The sequence below is a fragment of the Streptomyces buecherae genome, assembly GCF_014295035.1.
In the GTDB taxonomy this organism is placed as follows: domain Bacteria; phylum Actinomycetota; class Actinomycetes; order Streptomycetales; family Streptomycetaceae; genus Streptomyces; species Streptomyces youssoufiensis.
Genome location: NZ_CP060404.1, coordinates 6,030,479 through 6,049,741, shown reverse-complemented (window position 1 = coordinate 6,049,741; position 19,263 = coordinate 6,030,479). Strand labels below are relative to the sequence as shown.

16 protein-coding genes and 2 pseudogenes are annotated in these 19,263 nt (G+C 72.4%); 7 read left to right on the top strand and 11 right to left on the bottom strand.

What is annotated here, in order from left to right; all coding sequences use genetic code 11:
• The first annotated feature begins 57 nt into the window (after positions 1-57).
• Positions 58-738: a hypothetical protein gene (locus H7H31_RS23985; RefSeq protein ID WP_187064607.1), complete on the top strand. Its 681-nt coding sequence runs from the start codon at positions 58-60 to the stop codon at positions 736-738.
• 7 nt (positions 739-745) lie between these two features.
• On the opposite strand, the gene H7H31_RS23980 is transcribed toward H7H31_RS23985, so the two are convergent.
• Positions 746-2,098 (bottom strand): right-handed parallel beta-helix repeat-containing protein, encoded by a 1,353-nt coding sequence (locus H7H31_RS23980; RefSeq protein ID WP_187064591.1) that lies wholly within the window; start codon positions 2,096-2,098, stop codon positions 746-748.
• Between the two features lie 89 nt (positions 2,099-2,187).
• Between H7H31_RS23980 and H7H31_RS23975 the strand changes: the two genes are divergently transcribed.
• Positions 2,188-3,363: a Dyp-type peroxidase gene (locus H7H31_RS23975; protein ID WP_187064590.1), complete on the top strand. Its 1,176-nt coding sequence runs from the start codon at positions 2,188-2,190 to the stop codon at positions 3,361-3,363.
• Positions 3,364-3,466: 103 nt separating this feature from the next.
• Positions 3,467-4,342 carry a GNAT family N-acetyltransferase gene (locus H7H31_RS23970; RefSeq protein WP_187064589.1) on the top strand — a complete coding sequence of 292 codons (876 nt, stop codon included), beginning with the start codon at positions 3,467-3,469 and terminating at the stop codon, positions 4,340-4,342.
• Between the two features lie 651 nt (positions 4,343-4,993).
• On the opposite strand, the gene H7H31_RS23965 is transcribed toward H7H31_RS23970, so the two are convergent.
• Together H7H31_RS23965 and H7H31_RS23960 are read right to left on the bottom strand one after the other, a co-directional pair.
• Entirely contained in the window at positions 4,994-5,728 is a 735-nt protein-coding gene (locus H7H31_RS23965) for an SDR family oxidoreductase (protein ID WP_187064588.1), read from the bottom strand.
• Positions 5,725-5,991, bottom strand: coding sequence for an Atu4866 domain-containing protein (locus H7H31_RS23960; RefSeq protein WP_187064587.1), 267 nt, complete (start codon positions 5,989-5,991; stop codon positions 5,725-5,727). The genes H7H31_RS23965 and H7H31_RS23960 overlap by 4 nt, the downstream gene beginning before the upstream one ends.
• Positions 5,992-6,132: 141 nt before the next feature.
• Between H7H31_RS23960 and H7H31_RS23955 the strand changes: the two genes are divergently transcribed.
• Together H7H31_RS23955 and H7H31_RS34320 are read left to right on the top strand one after the other, a co-directional pair.
• The gene (locus H7H31_RS23955) at positions 6,133-6,966 is read left to right on the top strand and encodes a helix-turn-helix transcriptional regulator (RefSeq protein ID WP_187064586.1); all 834 of its coding nucleotides are present in this window, start codon (positions 6,133-6,135) and stop codon (positions 6,964-6,966) included.
• Between the two features lie 632 nt (positions 6,967-7,598).
• Positions 7,599-7,793, top strand: a pseudogene (locus tag H7H31_RS34320) (transcriptional regulator); the annotation flags it as partial.
• On the opposite strand, the gene H7H31_RS23950 reads toward H7H31_RS34320, so the two are convergent.
• From H7H31_RS23950 to H7H31_RS23930, 5 genes are all read right to left on the bottom strand, one after another.
• Positions 7,774-8,436: an HAD family hydrolase gene (locus H7H31_RS23950; protein ID WP_187064585.1), complete on the bottom strand. Its 663-nt coding sequence runs from the start codon at positions 8,434-8,436 to the stop codon at positions 7,774-7,776. The pseudogene H7H31_RS34320 and the gene H7H31_RS23950 sit on opposite strands and share 20 nt — an antisense overlap.
• Before the next feature lie 607 nt (positions 8,437-9,043).
• On the bottom strand, positions 9,044-9,325 hold the full coding sequence (locus H7H31_RS23945; RefSeq protein WP_187064584.1) for a DUF7848 domain-containing protein: 282 nt from the start codon (positions 9,323-9,325) through the stop codon (positions 9,044-9,046).
• 5 nt (positions 9,326-9,330) lie between these two features.
• Positions 9,331-9,756, bottom strand: coding sequence for a hypothetical protein (locus H7H31_RS23940; protein ID WP_187064583.1), 426 nt, complete (start codon positions 9,754-9,756; stop codon positions 9,331-9,333).
• Positions 9,753-10,166 carry a hypothetical protein gene (locus H7H31_RS23935; protein WP_187064582.1) on the bottom strand — a complete coding sequence of 138 codons (414 nt, stop codon included), beginning with the start codon at positions 10,164-10,166 and terminating at the stop codon, positions 9,753-9,755. The genes H7H31_RS23940 and H7H31_RS23935 overlap by 4 nt, the downstream gene beginning before the upstream one ends.
• A gap of 114 nt (positions 10,167-10,280) precedes the next feature.
• Positions 10,281-11,456: a helix-turn-helix domain-containing protein gene (locus H7H31_RS23930; protein ID WP_232110051.1), complete on the bottom strand. Its 1,176-nt coding sequence runs from the start codon at positions 11,454-11,456 to the stop codon at positions 10,281-10,283.
• Positions 11,457-11,576: 120 nt separating this feature from the next.
• On the opposite strand from H7H31_RS23930, the gene H7H31_RS23925 reads away from it, so the two are divergent.
• Complete coding sequence (locus H7H31_RS23925) at positions 11,577-12,113, top strand: flavoprotein (protein WP_187064581.1); 537 nt, start codon at positions 11,577-11,579, stop codon at positions 12,111-12,113.
• Between the two features lie 443 nt (positions 12,114-12,556).
• Here H7H31_RS23925 and H7H31_RS23920 read toward each other — a convergent pair.
• Both H7H31_RS23920 and H7H31_RS23915 read right to left on the bottom strand, forming a co-directional pair.
• Positions 12,557-12,891 (bottom strand): annotated as a pseudogene (locus tag H7H31_RS23920) (alcohol dehydrogenase catalytic domain-containing protein); the annotation flags it as partial.
• Positions 12,892-13,152: 261 nt separating this feature from the next.
• A complete protein-coding gene (locus H7H31_RS23915) occupies positions 13,153-16,317 on the bottom strand; it encodes an ATP-binding protein (RefSeq protein WP_232110050.1) in 3,165 nt (1,054 codons plus the stop codon).
• Positions 16,318-16,841: 524 nt separating this feature from the next.
• Here H7H31_RS23915 and H7H31_RS23910 point away from each other — a divergent pair.
• On the top strand, positions 16,842-18,449 hold the full coding sequence (locus H7H31_RS23910) for a S8 family peptidase (RefSeq protein WP_187064580.1): 1,608 nt from the start codon (positions 16,842-16,844) through the stop codon (positions 18,447-18,449).
• Positions 18,450-18,590: 141 nt separating this feature from the next.
• Here the strand turns inward: H7H31_RS23910 and H7H31_RS23905 are convergent, their stop codons facing one another.
• The gene (locus H7H31_RS23905) at positions 18,591-19,031 is read right to left on the bottom strand and encodes an antibiotic biosynthesis monooxygenase family protein (RefSeq protein WP_372455048.1); all 441 of its coding nucleotides are present in this window, start codon (positions 19,029-19,031) and stop codon (positions 18,591-18,593) included.
• Positions 19,032-19,263: the final 232 nt, after the last annotated feature.

The window sequence follows — 19,263 nt, the reverse complement described above, 5'->3', positions numbered from 1 at the left end:
CGCCGGCCCTGGATCGTCATCGGCGTCGCGGTGGTGGGGGTGGCCGCACTGGTCGCGGTGGCCGTTCTCCTGCTCGCCGACGACGACTCCGGCGGCGACGGCCCGCGCGCGCTGACGTCGGAGGAGGCGAGCCGGCTGGCGATGGCCCGGTTCCGCAACTACGAGGCGCGGGGCCGCGCGGTGACGATCACCGTGCCGGGCGCCGCCGGCGAGCTGACCGTCACCGGGGCCGTCGACTACCGGCGCAAGGTCGGTTACGGCGTCGTGCACGGCACCGGGCGCAACGAGTCCAGTGACGGGCTGATCCAGTGGACGCCCACCTCGGTGCGCGTCCACCCGATGGCGGACGCCCCGGCGCACGCCCCCGCGTCGCCGCCCCGCTCGGGCTGGCACGACCGCCCGCCGCTGGCGTCCGGCAGCGCGCTGGACACCGCCCTGTCCATCGCGCTGGGCCTCGGCGGCGACCGCCCCGACAACGCCGAACTGCTGGCGCAGAACGGGGCCGCCTGGTGGGGGCGGGAGCGGGTGAACGGGGAACGGGTGGACGTCATGACCGGGCCGTCGTCCCCCGACCGCTCCGGCACGGCGGGCAACGTGCGCTACTGGATCGACTCCGACGGCACCCCGCACCGGGTCCGGGTCACCGTGGAGTCGCAACCGGAGCCGGTCGTCATCGACTTCGACACCCACCCGTACGTGCCCGTCAAGCCCCTGCCCACGGCCGCCCCGACCCGGTAACCGCCGGTCAGGGCAGTCGCACCCGGGCGTTGGCGGCGAGCAGGGACACCGGCGGCAGCGGGATGTCCGCCGTCTTCGGCAGGGCGGGGACGGGCGGCACGGTGGTGGCGCCCGCCGTGGTCGCGTCGGGGAACTGCGGCTGCGGTGCGGGCGCCGCGACCTCGGTGAACGGGATGCCGCCGGGCGCGGTCGGCGCCCTCCACGTGCCGGTCGGCGAGGACGTCCTGGCCGGCACCGGGCAGGCCGCGGTGGTCGCGAGCCGGGCGGGCACGGTGCGGCGCAGCTCGTTGCCGCGCAGGCAGTTGCCCCGGCGCGGGGTCGCGGTGGGGAACGTCCAGCCGACATCGACGGCGTTGTCGGTGAACGTGTTGTCCGCGATCCGGTTGGCGAGCGTGGGGATGTCGGCGGTCGCGGTGAGCACCAGCCCGGCGTTGCGGTGGCCGGCGACGCGGTTGCGGACGACCTGGTTGTCGCTGCCGCCGTCGATGCCGATCCCGATGCCATACCCGCCGTCGGCCTGCTGGGGGGTGGCCGCCTGCTGGTTGGCGGCGATCAGGTTGCCGGCGATGACGGAACCCTTCTGCGGGAGCAGCTTCTCCTGGTGGTTGGAGTTGGTGGTGAGCCCGACCCGGTTGCCGACCAGGCGGTTGCGGACCACGTACATGTCCTCGCTGGCGTTGGTGCCCTCGTAACCCACCGCGTTGAGTTCGGCGACGTTGTCCCGCACCACGATGTTGCAGGGCTTGCACTGGCCGACGTAGATCCCCGAGTCGGCGCCGCCCGACGCGTAGCTGTGCGCGATGACGCCGTTCTGGGCGGAGAACGCGTAGATGCCGTACAGGCCGTTGCGGGTCGCGGTCACGTGCGAGACCAGGAACGACTTCAGGAAGGTGACGGGCTCGTCGCCGGTGTCGTAGCCGTCCCCCGTACCCGGCAGGCCGGCGGCGGCCTTCGCCGAGCCGGTGATCAGGACCCCGTTCTGCGTGTTGTTCCGTACGGTCAGGTTCTGCACGGCCACGCCGGGCGCGGAGACGAGGACGCCGTTGGGTTGCCGCAACCGCCCGTCGATGACGACCTTGTCCCGCGAGACGCCGCGCAGGGTGACGCGCGGCCGGTCGATCCGCACCGACTCGTGGTAGACGCCGGGGGCGACCAGCACCAGGTCGCCGGGGCGGGCCAGGGAGACCGCGGCCGAGATCGTCGGGGCGTCGGCCGGTACGCGGATCGTCACGTGCGCGCCGGCCGGGCGTCGGCCCTCGCCCGAGTCGCCGCCACCACCGTCACCGCCACCGCCACAGCCGGCCACCAGCGTCAGCGTGCCCACTACCGCCGCCCACACGCGAAAAGCTAATCGAGGCATGATCCCAGTCTGGCACGGTGCCCCCAATTCCTCCCCGGAAAAGCCCGGTTGACCAGCGCGCGCGATCCGGGTGTGGCACTGTGCACGCCATGCGCCGCCGAGCCGACCGCCAGCCGTCCCGCCGTACGTTCCTCGACGCCACCGGCGCCCTGGTGGCCGCCGGCCTGACCGTGGGCTGCACGGCGGACTCCGCCCAGCCGGGCCGGCACGCCCCCACCTCGGCGGCCACGCCGGCGCCGGTCTCGGCGACGGGCCGCCACCAGGCCGGCATCACGCTCCCCGAGCCCGCCCAACCCCACCTCCTCGCCGTGGTCGCCGACCTCGACACCGGCGCGGCTCCGGGCCCGCTCCTGGCCGACCTCGGCCGGGCCATCCGCACGCTCACCACGGGAACCGACCCGCGACTCCTCGGCCTGGAGCCGGGCGACCTCACCGTGACCGTCGGCGTGGGCCCCCGGCTGGTGCGCGCGGCCGGCGCCTCGCTGCCCGGCGCGACCGACCTGCCGCGCTTCTCCCGCGAGCGGATCGCCCCCGGGGCGGACGGCGGCGACCTGCTGCTCCAGATCTGCGCCAGCGACCCGACGCTCCTCCCGGTCGTCGCCGCCGCGCTCGCCGACCAGGCCGGTGACCGCGTCCGCGAGCGCTGGCGCCAGTCCGCGCGCCGCGGTGCGAACGTGCTTGTCGGCGAGGGCCGCACCGCGCCCCGCAACCCGCTCGGCTTCGTCGACGGCATCATCGGCCCGCACACGGCCGCCGAGCGGCGACGCGACCTGTGGCTGGCCGGGCCCCCCGAGGTCGCCGGCGGCACCCTCGCCGTGCTGCGCCGGATGGAACTGGACCTGCCACGGTTCGCCGCCCTGTCCGTGGCCGAGCAGGAGGCGGTCTTCGGCCGGCGCCGGGCCAGCGGCGTCCCACTCTCCGGCGGCAGCGCCGCCTCGGGCCCGCGCCTCGGGGCCAAGACGCCGGACGGGCGCTACCTCGTCCCCGCCAACGCCCACGCGCGCCGGGCGCACGCCACCGCGGTCGGGGTCGGCCTCATGCTCCGCCGCTCGTACGGCATCGACGACCCCGCCCCCGGGTTGCTGTTCATCAGCTTCCAGAACGAACTCCGGACCTTCACCGCCACCCTCACCCACATGGACACCTCCGACGCGCTGCTGCCCTTCACCACCACGACCGCCAGCGCGACGTTCCTCATCCTCCCCGGCTTCGACACCCAACTCCCGCTCGGATCGCGACTGTTCGGCCGGTCGCGGGCCGCCTGACACGGGCTGGAAGTCGGGCCGGTTCCATGGTGACGCCGGCACCGAGACTCGCCGGCCGATATCCAGGTGCGCGCGCTCGGCGCGGTGGTGTGGGATCGACGCCATGGCGATCGAGTTGGGCACACCGGACGTTGACGGGCTGGGCGAGGCCGTGGCCGTGCTGCGGGAATGGCAGGAGGACGGGGCGGCCATGCAACTCCACCCCGGGGACCTGGGCTGGTACTGGCGGTTCGGCGCCGAGGCCACGGCCGCCGCCGTACGGACCTGGCGACGGGGCGGGCGGCTGCTCGCTGTGGGCCTGTTGGACGGCCCCACCCTGTTGCGCATGACGACCGCGCCCGACGTACGGGGCGACGAGGAGTTGGGGCGACAGTTGGTCACGGACCTGTCCACGCCGGAACGCGGCGTCCTGCCGGCGGAACGGGTGTGCGTCGAGGCCCCGATGGACGCGGTGCTCCAGGACCTGCTGCTCGACGCGGACTGGCACCCCGACGAGCCGTGGACACCACTGCGCCGCGACCTCACGGAGCCGGTGGAGGACCCGGGCGTACGGATCGAGGTGGTCGGCCCGGAACGGGCGCGGGAACGGGCCGACGTACAGCGGGCGTCGTTCGGCGGGTCGACGTTCACGCCCGACCGCTGGCGCGCGATGGCCGCCGGCCTGCCGTACGCCGACGCCCGTTGCCTGCTCGCGTACGACGCCTACGGCGAGGCGGTGGCAACGGTGACGGTCTGGTCGGCGGGCCCGGGCAAGCCCGGAGTGCTGGAGCCGATGGGCGTCCACCACGAACACCGAGGCCGCGGCTACGGCAAGGCCATCACCCTCGCCGCCGCGGTCACCCTGCGGGAGCTGGGCTCCTCCAGCGCACTGGTCAGCACCCCGACGTCCAACGTCGGCGCGGTGGCGACGTACGCGTCGGCCGGGTTCCAGCCGTTGGGCGAGGTGCGGGATGTGTGTCGGGAGGGGGTGGATGGGTGAGGGGTGCCCCGCGTGCGCGGGAACCAGGGCGTCGGCGACGGTCAGAGGCTCACCGGCCTGGGGTCATCCCCGCGTGCGGGGACCAGGGTCAGGCGCCCTCGTGCGGGGGCCAGTCGGGGGTCCATCCCCGCGCGCGCGGGGACCAGGCGAGATAGTGATCCTTGCCGCCGAGCCAGAAAGGTCTCTCCCCGCGCGCGCGGGGAGCAGAGCAATTGACCTGCGGCTTTATCGCGCGGCACCCCGGTTTTTTGCAACTTCCACGAACTCCGACCTATCGCCCAAGTCCGGCACATTGCTCACCTCAATCTCTCGATGAGCCAACCCTCGCAGCCTATCCGCAGTCCACCCCACGAGTAGCCCGACTGCCGACACCAGCCGCGCCCCCAGAGGCACACAACTGCTTGCCGATGGCGCCCGGTTCACTCGGCCGCCCGCTGACGCGACATGCGTCAGGCCAGGCACAGCACGCAGACCCGGACGGCGTACGAACCGGCGACCGAGGCGAGGAGGCTGGACCCGCCTCAACGTAGCGCCAAGGCTCCCGTCCCTCAGAAAGTCGCGTGTCACAAGGCGGGCCGGGGCGAGTCCGTGCAGACCAGCATCAGCGCGGTCGACATCGCCCACGGGCGACACGAACACCACCACCGGGACTCACTGTGCACTCGCAGCCGGGCGGACGATGATTTCGTTGACGTCGACCTGTGGGGGCTGGGAGATGGCGTAGGCGATGGCGTCCGCAATGGCGGAGGCGGGTAGGGCCACGGCGCGGTAGGTCCGCATGGCCTCCCGGGCCACGGGGTCGGAGATGGTGTCGGCGAGTTCGGACTCGGTCACGCCCGGGGAGACGAGAGTGACCCTGATGTCGCCGGTGGACTCCTGGCGTAGCCCCTCGGAGATCGCGCGTACGGCGAACTTGGTCGCGCAGTAGACGGCGGCAGTGGGCGAAATCTCGTACGCGCCGACAGAGGCGATGTTCACGAAGTGCCCGCCACCCTGGGCGCGCATCGTGGGCAGGGCGGCGGCGATACCGTGCAGCACTCCCCGCACGTTCACGTCGATCATCCGGTCCCACTCGTCCGTCTTCAACGCTTCCAGCGGCGAGAGCGGCATCACTCCGGCGTTGTTGACCACCACGTCCACTCGGCCGTAGTGCTCGCGGGTGGCGGACACGAAGGCCCGTACGTCGGCGGCGTCCGTGACGTCCAGCCGCCGGTACGCCGCGCTGCCGCCCGTGGCGGTGATCTCCTTGGTCAGGGCTTCGAGTCGGTCGGTACGTCGTGCGCCGAGGAACAGGTTGTGCCCGTCGGCGGCCAGCCGGCGGGCGGTCGCCTCTCCGATTCCGCTGCTCGCCCCGGTGACCGCGACGACCTTGGTTGCGTGTGTCATGCCTGTGATTCCCCTCGGTAGAGCACCAGGTGCTCGTGGTAGAGCACACCGTCACGGATGTCGCCCGTCGCGGTGAACCCGGAGTCGTCGACGTAGTCGATGTGGCTGCTGGTGACCGTGTAGCGGCCCGTGTACGCGCTGTCGCGGTCGCCTCGGGCCTCGTCGTACCGGCCGTCCGCCCGCAACTCCTGGCGGATGTGACCATCGGCGGTCACCCACATGCCGACCACGTCGGCATCGCCCTCCGCCGTGTCCCCTGTCATGACGAACTCCCCTCGTCCATGGCCCGTGGGCCTGTCTGCTCGACCGAGTCTGGGCAGGTCGAGGGGCGCCGACCAGGTTGTGTGTTGCCTGGGTGCGGCACACCCAGGCAACACACCGCCCTTGCGGCCTAGCCTGAGCACATGGCCGACAACCACCTGGGAGAGTTCCTTCGCGCACGCAGAGCGGCACTGCGGCCGGAGGATGTCGAAATGGCGAGTTACGGCGTCCGCAGAGTCGCCGGGTTGCGCCGTGAGGAGGTCGCCGTCCTGGCCGGGGTGAACGCGGACTACTACACCCGCCTGGAACAGGGCCGCGAACGCCACCCGTCGGCCCAGGTACTCGACGCGCTCGGCCGAGCGCTGCGGCTGGACTCCGACGCGTACGCGCACCTGCACCGGTTGGCTGGGACGACGCCGAGCAACCAGTTCACCCACACCACGGACCGGGTCACCCCGGCCCTACGCCAACTGCTGGACGGCTACCCGGGCGCCCCGGCGTTCGTCATCAACCGGACCCTGGACATCCTGGCGACCAACACCCTGGCCGAGGCCCTGCACTCACCCTTCGAGCGGGCGGACAACCTGGCCCGCATGGTCTTCCTCGACCCGGCGGGACGACAGGTCTACTCGCGGTGGAACAGCACGGCGCAGGCCACCGTGGCCCACCTGCGCCAGGCGGCCGGCCTCGACCCGGACAACCCGCGGCTGCGGGAACTCGTCCACACCCTCACCGAGCACAGCACGGACTTCACCCACCTGTGGACCACCCACGCCGTGCGCGGCAAGACCCAGGACGCCAAGCACTTCCTCCACCCCGATGTCGGCGCCCTGACCCTCACCTACCAGACCTTCGACGTACGCGACGCCCCCGGCCAACAACTCGTCGTCTACCAGGCCGAACCCGCCAGCCCCAGCGCCCAGGCGCTCAGTCTGCTTGGTTCGCTGCATGCCACCTCGGACCGGGCCACGATGTAACTGCGGGGGCGGTGGGGGTGTGATGGCTTGGACAGCGCTTGGCGGCGGCTGGGGGCCATCCCCGCGCGCGCGGGGACCAGCAGGATGAGCGGACGGCTCTGCTGATCGAGCGGGGGACCATCCCCGCGCGCGCGGGGACCAGTAACCGCACCGGCCCCGCGTCCCGGCTTCCCGGCCGGGGCGCGGGGACCATCCCCGCGCGCGCGGGGACCAGAGCAATTGACCTGCGGGTCTATCGCGCGGCACCCCGGTTTTTTGCAACTTCCACGAACTCCGACCTATCGCCCAAGCCCGGCATAACGCTCACCTCAACCTCCCGGCAAGACGGTGTTCGCAGCGTATCCGCAGGCCGCTCCGCGCATGAGCCGGACGCCAACACCAGCCTCTTGGGGCACGCAACTTCCCGCCACCAATGGGCGGTTCACTGCGACGTGCGCCTGAACGACACCTCACGTTCCCCGCCTTCGCCCGCCTACGGCGCGATGGGCCCGATGCCCTCACCGGGAGTGGCCAACCACCGCAAGGTGATGTGGGCGGTGTAGCGCAGGTGGCGGCCATGATGGTCGCGGGCCGCGTGGCTAGTGCACCAGCGTTGAGCTGCTGATGCTGACCGGTGATGGACTCCGACGGCAGGTCGCCCGGACGAGGCGTGCGAAGCGGCGTGCCGTGCGCTCGATCAACTCGCGCTCGCCTGGTACGCGACTGGCATGGACCGCGTCAAAGAAGCACGCCGCGCGCTGGCGCCGTGGAAGGACGCGGCGTGCGTGCGCGCCCTTGACGATCGCCTGTACGACTGGGGCATGACGGTCAGTGCTCTCGCGCGTTGAAGCGGGTGATCGCGCCTGGTAGCTCGCGAAGGCTCTCGACCCGAAGGGTCGGGAGTTTCCGCGCGTCTTCGCTCATCCATTGGATGGTGGCCCAGGGCCCGCGACGCACCAAGGCTGTGTGCATGCCGCTCAGCCGGGCGGGGGCGATGTCGTTGTCGACGCGATCACCCACGTACAGGATCTCCGCCGCGCCAAAGGGAACGGTTTCGCCGACACGCTGAAAGAACGCCGGGGCGGGCTTTGAAACACCCCAGTCGTCCGAAGTGCCGATGAGATCCACGTCATCGGTGAAAAGCTGGCGCAGGATCTTGCCAGCTCGCACGGTTTGATTTCCCGCAATGCCCAACCACATGCCGTAAGCGCGTAGTTGACGCAGCGTGACCCGTACGTCCGGGTAGAGGTCTTCTTCCCCGAAGTGCTCCGGCTGGCCGGCCTGAGCACGACGCTCACGCTCGGCGTAGAGGTCAAAGCCTGGCTGGAACTCCCGGAAGGTCTCCCGGTAGTCCCGGCCCTGGGCGATGACCGCGCCGAACGTCGCCGCGAAGGTGTGTCGAGGCACGCCGATCCAGTCGGCCCAGGTGCCGTACTCCCGCGTCTCATCGACGAGGCATTCCCCGACGTCGAAGACCACCGCTCGAATCATGCGGGCAGGGTAGCGGCCATGTGTGTCGGCTCGTCCCACGCGGGCTGGCCATCGACAGCCTTCCTGTGCCTGTTGCTGCCGCCACCGTCGGCGGGCGGCCCACCCCCGCGCGCGGGGACCAGGTCGGCTCCGTCTCGGATGATGCTGCGGAGTTGGGCCCATCCCCGCGTACGCGGGGACTAGGGGCGGCTCGAAGGCAAGGTGGTCGCGACGACGGGTCCAACCCCGCGCGCGGGGACCAGGGTTGTAGAGGCCCACGCGAGATCGCGGCGCGGGGTCCACCTCCGCGCACGGGGACCAGACCAGGAGATCGAAGATCGTCTGGTTGATGCGGGGCCCATCCCCGCGCGCGGGGACCAGAGCAATTGACCTGCGGCTTTATCACGCGGCACCCCGGTTTTTTGCAACTTCCGCGAACTCCGACCTATCACCCAAGTTCGACGTAATGCCCACCTCAACCTCCCGGCAAGACGGTGTTCGCAGCGTATCCGCAAGCCGCTCCGCACGTGAGCCGGACGCCAACAGCAGCCTCTTGGAGCGTGGCCATCGATGGACGGTTCACCAAGTCGCGCGCCTGCACGCCTCATCACCTGCCCCCTCCACTCGCCTACGGTGCGACAGGCCCGATGTCCTCGGCGGGGGTAACCAGCCACCGCAAGGTCACGTGGGCGGTGTAGCGGAGGTGGCGTCCGTCGGGGTGATCGCGGGCCGCATGGCTGGTACACCAGCGCTGAGCCCGCTGGTGTTGGCCGGTGATGGACTCCGAGGGTTCGGGTTGCGGTGACTGGTCGGCGCAGGTGAGGCAGGTGGCGCGGGCGGTGTACGGATCGGCTGCCGGATCGGGAGCCAGGTTCATTTCGGCGTAGCGGTAGCGGCGTCGGTGGGTCATGGCGGTTACCGGTTGGTGTGGGGGCCGTGGGCGGCGTGGACGGCGGGGGTGAGGGCGGCGGCGAGGTAGGCGGGTTCGGTGAGGTAGCGGCCGGACCAGTTGTGCGGGACGTGCCAGTGCAACCCCGGGCCCGTACGGCGATGCACGGGCGGCACGCCAACGTAATGCACACCCGGCCTGGCGGGGAGCACGGCCACGTGGGGGTGTAGGCGTTGCCAGTGGATGAAGTCGTGTGCCTCGCCCGGCGGTAGGAGCCAGTAGGTGGAGCAGGTGTAGGGGTCCACGATGGCCGCGCTCTCGTGCGGTCCGTTGAGGATGGGGAAGGCCCAGCGGGCGGTGGCGGCGTCGGCGCGTACGGCATCCCAGTCCCGGCCGGCGGGCAGCAGCGAGACGGTGTCGCTGGGTGGCGGGGACCAGTCGGGGTGGGTCACGGACGAACTCCCGGGCGCAGTACGGCGATGGCCTCGACCAGCCGACCGGCGTCGGTCAGGAGACGGCTCGGGCTCGGGGGGATGCGCCACCAGACCAGGCGGGCACGGGCCATGCCCGGCACGAACAGGTACGACCCGTCATCACCGGCCAGCGTGATCTCCTCGTGGTCGCCGAGGTGTTGCACGGCCGGGGCCTTGGGCTCGATCAGCCACACCAGCCGTGCCGGAACGTCCTCCTCGATGACCGCCCCGCTCGCCTCCCCAAGCCCCGCCAAGACTCGGTTCCCCAGGTAGCACGGCAGCGACAGCGCGTGCCAACCCAGTTCACCCACCCGCGTCCACCGCACCCCGCCCCCAGGCGGCACCCAGTCATAGGGCGAGGGAGAGGTGTACTCGGCTCCGATGGGCATGGCGCAGCCTCCGGCGTCATCAGGGGTAATCGCGTGATGACCGACCGTAGGACCCGACGCGAAGGTGACTCAGTGTCACCTCCTCAGAACACGCGAGCGATGTGCCAACGAGCGCTACATCGGCACGCGCAGGGCGACGGCCAGTGTGCGCATCTCCGGCGTGAGCGTGCGCCTTCCGTCGATGACATCGACCATGATGTCCTGGGCGTACCGTTGTTCAGCGGTCCATTCTGGTGACCGTCGGTGCACCTCGGACAGCACATCGAATGCCTCGCCGAAACGGTGCAGCATGAGGTGCGCTTTTGCGACATCGAGCCGGTGCCGGTCGTATTCGGTCCCGGCGGGGGGATTCGCCTTGGCCAAACGCTCAGCCGTGGCGAGTACGTCATCCGGCTTGTCGGTCACGATTCCCTTTTCCGCCTTCTTGTAGGCCACGGTGAATGGCCCCCAGGTGGCGAGGCGCGTATCGCCGGCCGGAAGTTCTCGGCCGGTCAGGACGGCCGCTGACCGTGCGAGTCGCATAGTGTCGTGAGCGTCGGCGGGGCGCGCGTTCCGCAGGCTGGCGGCTGACGCCTGCACCAACAGCCAGCCCCATGCCGCCAGTTCGTCCGGGGTGGCCCGGGACATGCGCGGCTCGATATCGTCCGCCCACCGAATCGCCAGCTCGGCGGATTCCGTGAAGCGCCCCTGTCGTACGAGCAACCAGGCCCAGGTGGTGATGATCGACGCGGCCCTCAGCCGGTCGGGGGCGTCGTCAAGGGCTCGCCGAAGTGCCGTCTCCGCGGCCGTGAACTGCCGCGCCTGGGTGAGCGTTGATCCCGCGATCTGCAGGAGATACGACCGAGCCGCACGCGCTTCGTGCTCGGTGTCATCCAGCGCGTCGGCGTCCCGAAGAATCGGCCCGATAAGCGTGGACAACTGCCCGAGTTGCTTTCCGAAGTACGCTGCCCGGACCTCGCCGAGAGAATCCGTGATGCCCGACAGCGAGGGCTCCTCATCGATCTGCGCGGGGGGCGATTCAATAGCCTGCTGGAGCGGACGCCAGGGCTCTGACGTCGATTCCGAGGGGCGCGGTTCCTGGGGGATCAGGCTGTTGGTGGAAATGCGCAAGGCAGTGGCCAGACGGCGCACAGTTTCCATGCGCGTATCGGTAACTGTTGCCTGCTCCAGCTTGCGGATGAGGGAGAGGGATACGCCGGACGCGTCGGACAGACCTTGCTGCGACAGTCCGCGCTGCTTTCGAGCGCGCTGAACCAGTGCTCCGATGGGCAGGGATTCGTTGTCGGTCACTGCGACTCCTCGCGACTCCTCGCGTGCACCTGCTACTACCGGAAACGGTACTCCAGCCCGTGGGCGGCACCTACGCCAACTGCGAGCCGGGGAGCGCGCGTACGTGGTGGACTGCTCCGCATGACGAGCGTGTTGTACCTGTTCGGCGCGGCTGCCCCACCCGTAGCGGAGTTCCCTCGGATCGTGCACCGCGCACAGGCTGACGGGTGGGACGTGTGCGCGGGCTTGACGCCGACCGCTGCGGACTGGCTGGCGGACGCGGCGGCGGAGCTGGAAGAGCTGACCGGCTACCCCGTACGGTCTCGGTACAAGCGCCCGGGTGAGGCTGATGTCTGGCCCAGAGCCGATGCCATCCTGTTCGCCCCGATCACCATGAACAGCATCAACGCCTGGGCGTTAGGGTTGACCTCGTCATTTCCGGTGGGTGTCGTAGCCGAGGGCATCGGCAAGGGCATTCCGCTGATCACGATGCCGTGCGTGAACTCGGCGTACGCCCAGCATCCCCAGTTCGCACGCTCCGTCGCGGAGCTGCGTGCGGTAGGGGTCAGCGTGTTGTACGGGGACGGCGGGTTCGTTCTCAACGAGCCGGGCCAGAAGCGTCCGTTTCCGTGGGACGCGGCGCTTGCCGAGACAAAGGCGTTCGTTTCGGGCTCGTAGTTCGCTGGTCTGCCTGCACGGGGGCGAATACGGGAGGCCAGGCTCGGGTTCTCGCATGCCCATCCCCGCGCGCGGGGAACCAGTGTTCCACGCGGGCACCCGTCGGCATGACAAGGGGTCTACCCCCGCACGCGCGGGGACCAGTTCCACCCGCTGGCGGCGGGAGGGTCCTTCCTGGGTCCATCCCCGCACGCGCGGGGACCAGGGCGCGGGGGTTCCGTCGTTCGACCATGCGTTGGGTCCATCCCCGCACGCGCGGGGACCAGGGCAACTGACCTGCACCTTTACCGCGCGCCACCCCGGTTTCTTGTAACTTCCGCGAACTTCGACCTACCACCCAAGTCCCGCAGAACACCCATAACACTCCCCCTCACTCACCAGACTCCCCAGGCTATCCCCACCCCCATGCGCGAAGCCGCCACGCAACGACACCCAGCCCTCGAGGTGGCCGGGGCGTGGGCCCAGGCGGAGAGGACGGCCAGTTCGGCGGTGGCGCCGGTGACGCCGCCGAGGCCGAAGACGCGGTCGCCGATGCTCACGCCCCGTACGGCCGCGCCGATCTCGTCCACCACGCCCACCGCGTCGCGCCCGGGGATCGCGGGCAGGTCCACGGGGAGCAGGTCGCGCACCGCGCCGGAACGTACCTTCCAGTCGACGGGGTTGACGATGGCCACCGCCACCCGGACGCGGATCTCGCCGGGGCCGGGGTGGGGGTCGGCGCCTGCTCGACCACGAGGGTCTCGGCACCGCCGTACTCGTGATAGCGGACCGCGCGCATGACGTGCTGCCTTTCCACGCGACGGTCTCGGCCGGCCGGGCGTGAGATCGGGGTGGTGCCGGCCGTCCCCGACCGACACCGACGCCCGTCACGCTAGAAGCTCGCACTGGCGTCAGTGGCAAGCCCGACCGGCAGGTCAGACCAGCAAGTCGGCCCAGCGAGTCCTGCCGACGAGTCCGGCCGGCGGGCCCAGCCAGCGGCCCGGACCCGCTCCCGGAGGCGCGCCCCGGCATCCCGGGGCGCGGGCGGGCAGGCCGCCGCTCACGCCTCCCGGGCGGCGTGGGCGGCCAGGTGGGCGGCGGCGATGCCCGTACGGGACGTGACGTTGAGCTTGCGCATGATGCTCGCCACGTGGTGTTCGACGGTACGGGGCGAGAGGACCAGGCTCTCGGCGATGTCGCGGTTGGCCCGGCCCTGGACGACGAGGCGGGCTACCTCCTGTTCGCGGGGGGAGAGTTGGTCGCCGTAGCCGAGTCGGCCGCGGCGGTGGGTGGTGACGATGTCGTGGCGGCGCAGCAGCCGGTGGCAGCGGGCGACGTCCCAGCGGGCGCCGAGTGCGCGGTACGCCTCGATGGCGCCGAGGATGATGCCGACGGCCGCCTTCTGCCCCTCCGCCTCTTCCCCGGCGGCCCGCTCCGTGGCCCGCCCCGTGGCCTGTCGCTCCTGGTCGGCGTGCCCGGGTCCGGCGGAGCGTTCCCGATCCTCGCGCGGCTGCCGCGCGTGCAGCAGGCAGCGGCCCCTGGCCTCGGTGGCCCGGGCGGCGTCGAAGGGGCGGTGGAGGCGGCGCCAGTCATCCGCCGCCTGGGCCAGCAGGGTGGCGGCCTCGTCGTACCGGTGGTCGGCCTCCGCCAGCAGGGCCCGAGCGACGGTGAGGGCGGCGCGGGCGGCCGGGGCGTCGCGGTCGTGGATGCCCGCCGCGAAGTCCTCGACCAGTTGGCGGGCCCTGGCGGGTTGGCCGCTGCCGTGCAGGGCCTCCACGGCGGTGGGGACGACCTCGGTGGCCCACACCCAGCCGCCCGTCCGCTCCAGTCGGTGCAGGGTGGCCTCGACCGCCTCGCTCGCCTGGCCCGGGCGCCCGGCCTCCAAGTGGACGCGGGCCAGGGCGGCGGCCGACGCGGTGAGGATGAAGCCGGTGTCGAAGCAGGTGATGCGGGCGGCGTCGGCCAGGTCGCGGCGGGCGTGCGGGACGTCGCCGCGCACGTGCAGCGCGGCCAACCCCCGTACCAGCATGGCCTCCGCGGTCAGGTCGGGGATCTCGCGGTAGAGCCGTGTGGTGTGGTCGGCGGCGGCGTGCAGGTCGTCCCAGCGGCCCTCGTGCCAGGACAGCACGAGCCGCGCGGTCTGGGTCAGGCCCTCCACGTACGGGCTGCTGGAGTCGGCGAGGCCGGCCGCGGCCCGCTCCAGGAACTCCCACGCCCGGGCGGTGTGGCCGAGGGCGGTGGCGGCGTGCGCGAGGTTGGTCCAACCCCGGGCGTACTGGGTGGCTTCCATGGCCGAGCCGGGCGGTTGGCTCAGCACGTCGGCCGCGGCCCACGCGCGGTGGTCGCCGAGCAGCATGAGCGCGGTGGCGCGGTTGGCGGCTACCGCCGCGCGCGCCACCGGGTCCGTGACCTGCTCGGCGAAGGTCTCGGCCCGCTCCAGCCAGGCCCGGTGGCGGCCGATGGGCCAGCCCTTGATGGAGGGGATGGCGGCGACCAGCATGGCGCGGGCGGCGGTCTGCGGGTCGGTCTGTTCCAGGTCGGGTATGGCGCGGGCGATCTCCGCCAGGCTGTCGAGCGCGCCGCCGCTCTGGTTGCGGAGCAGGACACCGAGGTGGAGGCGGATCTCGCCGCGGAGTTGGGGCGGCGGGTCGTCCTCGTCAAGGACCCGGCGCACCGCGTTCACCACCCGCTCGTCGGCCCGGGCGAGTTGGGCCGTACGGGCCAGCTTGGCGGCGGCGCGGATGCGGCCGGCGGGCCGCGGGTCGTGGTCGATGGCGCGGGTGTACAGGTGCGTGGCGGCGGCGTAGTCGCCGTCGGCGGCGGCCCGGTCGGCGGCGGCGGTGAGGTAGCGCAACCCCTCGCGGGCCCTGCCGCCCGCCAGGTACAGGCCGGCCAGGTCGGCGAGCGGCACCAGGCGGCCGTCGCGGTGCAGGGCGCGGGCCGCGCGCAGGCTCAGCCGGGCCAGCCGGGGCGGGGGCACCTCGTCGAGGGCGGCCTGGCGGTCCAGGGGGTGCCGGAACGCCGGACACGGGCCCTCCGCTCGCAGCACCGACCGCCGCAGCGCCAGGTGGACGGCCCGCTCCGCGCGGTCGGGGGTCAGGCCCGCCACCTCGGCCAGTACGTCGACGGGCACCGGCCGGCCTATCACCGCCGCGGCCTCGACCAGGTGTCGCGCGTCGTCGGTGAGCCACTCGCGCCGTCGGGCCAGCTCGCGGCGCAGCCGCGCGGGCACCCCGACCTCGCGTACGGCGGCCACGAGGGAGTCCGGCGCCGTGGCGTGGTCGCCGACGCCGCGCAGCAGGGCCTCGAACGCGCCGGGCAGCCCGCGGGTGCGGGCGTGCAGCAGCTCCACGAGTTCGGGTTCGGCCGCCCGCTCCCCCAGCCAGCGCCCGGCGGCGTCGCGTACCTCGTCGACCGTCCAGGGGCGCAGGGTGATCTCCTCGACCGGGACGTGTCCGGGCGCGTGGAGCCCGAGGCGGGGCAGGCCGGGGGCGTGGTGTTCGGTGAGGACCAGGCGCAGGTGTGGGGGCGGGTCGGCCAGCAGGTGGTGGAGCAGGTCGCGGGTGGCCTCGTCCGCCGCGTGCACGTCCTCCACGACGAGGACCACGGGCCCCTGTGCCGCCAGCAGGGCGCGTATCGCGCGGCGCAGCAGGCCAGGACGGTCCGCCGGGTGGGGCGTGGGCGCGGGCGGTTCGGGCAGCCACTGCGCCAGTTCGGGCACCGCCCAGGCGACCGCGCCGGTCACCGGCGGCAGCGGCACGTCCGGGCGGCACGGCAACCCGGCCAGCGCGTCGAGGATCGGCCCGAGCGGAGCGGGTTGTCGCAGGTCGGGGCAGGCGCCGCGGAGTTGCACCCGGTCGCCGGCGGCGGGGTCGGCCAGCGCCTCGGCCACCAACCGGGAGGTACCGACGCCGGGTTCGCCGCGCACGACCACCACGGACGGCGCGCGCCGCAGCGCCGCGCGCAACCGCGCCAGCTCGCCGCCCCGCCCGACCAGCCCGGCCCGGGCGGCGTCAGGGCCGGCCCGGTTGTCGTCGCCGGCGGTGGTGGCAGCGGCGTCATCGCCGTGGGTGGCGACGGCGCGGGATTCGTCGCTACGGGGTTCGTTGGTACGGGCCGACTCGGCGCGGGGCCCGTCGGTCCCAGTCCCGGTTTCGGTCCCGGCCCCGGTTCCGGTCCCGGCCCCGGTCCCGGTCGCGTCGGCGGCGAAGGCACCCTCGTTCACAGTTCCCCCTCCACGCCACGGGCCCTGCCACCCGGGCGGGCTTTCGAGCCCGTGAGCAGGTGGTCTACCCGGCGGCGTGCGCGGGAGCAATAGGGGGCGACCACCTAGAAATAGCTTTCACCGCCGGTACGGGTGGGGCGGAGCGGGTCCTCCGCCGCCGCCCGCTCTTTGGGTAGCCACTACGGATTGCTGCGCTCAGGGCGACTGATCGAAGCTGCGGACGGTTCGACTCGCCGATCCCGTACCCCACGGCCTCACACCCCAGGACCGACCGACGGGGCTGCTCCCCGCAGCCCGGCTGGGTCGAACCCGTGCCGCGCGTCACCCCACGACGCGCGGCACACCCCCCACCACTCGCGGACCCCGAGACCCGGGCACGCCGCGGTGGCCGCGACCGCCACCTCGGCGCGCCAGCCACCGCACGGCGACGCGCCGACCACCGCACGGCGGTGCAACGCCCGACACAGCCGCGGGTGTCGCCTTCCGGACCCGAGCCGGGCCGGACAGCTTTCGAGGGAGTAACCATGAAGTTCGACGCCCGTGCCATCCGGCACGCGCTCGTCATCGGTGCCGGCGCCACCCTGCTCGTCGGGGCCGCCACGACCGCCGGCGCCACCACCCAGGCCCCCGCCCCGCCCGGCGGCGAAGGCCGCATCGTGGGCGCCGACCGCCCCGGGTCGGTCGAGGGTTCGTACATCGTCACCCTCAAGGACTCGGTGGCCCGCGCCGACATACCCGCCTCGGCGAAGGCCCTGGCCAAGCGGCACTCGGGCAACCTGCGCTACACGTACACGGCGGCGCTGCGCGGCTTCGCCGTGAAGATGAGCGAGGAGCGGGCCAGGCAACTGGCCGCCGACCCGTCCGTCGCCCGGGTCGAGGCGGACGCCGCCGCGTACGCGGTGGAGACCCAGACCAACCCGCCGTCCTGGGGCCTGGACCGGGTCGACCAGCGCGACCTGCCGGTGGACAAGAGATACACGTACGGCTCCGCCGCCGGCGTTGACGCGTACATCGTGGACAGCGGCATCCGGATGAGCCACCGCGACTTCGTCGGGCGGGCGGTGAGCGGTTACGACTTCATCGACAACGACTCCAACGCCTCGGACTGTCATGGGCATGGCACCCATGTCGCCGGCACCGTCGGGGGCAGCGCCTACGGCGTCGCCAAGGACGTCAAGCTGATCGGCGTCCGCGTGCTCAACTGCCAGGGCAACTCGGGTGAGACCTGGGCGCCGGTGCTCGCCGGCATCGACTGGGTCACCAAGAACGCGGCCAAGAGCGACCGGCCCGCCGTGGCCAACATGAGCGTCGGCGGCGGCAAGACGCAGTCGGTCAACGACGCCGTGGCCGCCTCCATATCCTCCGGCGTCCCCTGGGTCGTCGCGGCCGGCAACAACAACGCCGACTCCTGCTCGTACTCCCCCTCCTCCACCCCGGCCGCCGTCACCGTGGGCGCCACCAACAGCCGGGACGCGCGCGCCACCGGCTGGAACAACGGGCAGGGCTCCAACTACGGGAGCTGCCTGGACATCTTCGCCCCCGGCGACAGCATCGTCTCCACCTCCAACTCCGGTGACACCGCATCGCAGTCGATGAGCGGCACCTCCATGGCCGCCCCGCACACGGCGGGCGCCGCGGCCCTGCTGCTCCAGTCCAACCCGAGCTGGACCCCGGCGCAGGTCCGCGACAAGCTGGTCAGCAACGCGACGCCGGACAAGGTCACCGACGCCCGCGCCGGTTCGCCGAACAAGCTGCTGCACACCGGCGGCAACGACAACACGCCCCCCGGCAAGACGTTCGAGAGCACCGCTGACGTCACGATCAAGGACAACGCCACCGTCGAGTCCCCCGTCACGGTCTCCGGCGTCGGCGGCAACGCCCCGGCCGACCTGGCCGTCACGGTCGACATCCGGCACACCTTCCGCGGTGACCTGCGCGTCGAACTCGTCTCCCCGGACGGCAGCGCCTACCTGCTCAAGGACTACAACAGCGACGACGGCGCGGACAACGTCCAGGGCACCTTCACCGTCAACGCCTCCAGCGAGGCGGCCGACGGCACCTGGAAGCTGCGGGTGAGCGACAACTGGGTCAACGACACGGGTTACGTCAACGGTTGGAAGCTGGAGTTCTGACCCCGCGTCCCACCCCGCGCGACTGACCCACCGGTCCGCTGACGCACCGACCCGGGCCCAGCGACACGGCGTTGGCCCGGCCCCTCTCCACGGGGCCGGGCCAACGTCCGTGCGCTCGTCACGGCCCCGCGGGGCCCGGGTTCAGCCCTGGCTCGCGGCGGGACGGCTCGCGGCCGGGCCGACGAACTCGACGGCGACGTCGTACAGGCCCGGGTTCGGCACCACCGGCGCCTGCGTGCTCTCGCTGGCGGCCTTGGTCCGCCGCTGGAACTCGGGGTCGGCGCCGGCCGCCGCGTACTCCTCCTCGCTCGCCCAGTGGGAGACGTTGACGAGCTGGAAGCGCGTCTGCGAGGAACGGGCGCGGTGCAGGCGGGAGTCGAGGAAGCCGGGCTTGGTGCTCATCAGCGCGGCGCGCTCCTGCCAGTGGGCGAGGAAGCCGTCGAGGTGCTCGGCGTCGATCTCGAAGACGTTGATGAAGGTGACGGACGTGTCAGGCGTGACGGACGTGTCAGGCATGTCGGGCGCGTCGGAGGCGGAGGCGGGAGACGTCTCGGGCGTGGGCTGCTGGCTGGCTGTGGTCACGGCGTACTCCAAGAACGGACGGGGCGGCCCCGGCCGCTCCGTCTGGCGCCGGCCGGGCAGCCGGTGGGTCAGGTCCCGTCGCGGCGCGCTGCCGCGCGACGGAGCCGCCGGGTGGCGAACTCGGGGGCGGCCAGCGGCCCGTGGGCAGCCTTACGCCGCGCCGGAGGTGGGGGCTCGCACCCGTTGCACGACGAGGTACACGATACGTTCCGCCGCTGCCACGCCCCTGGTC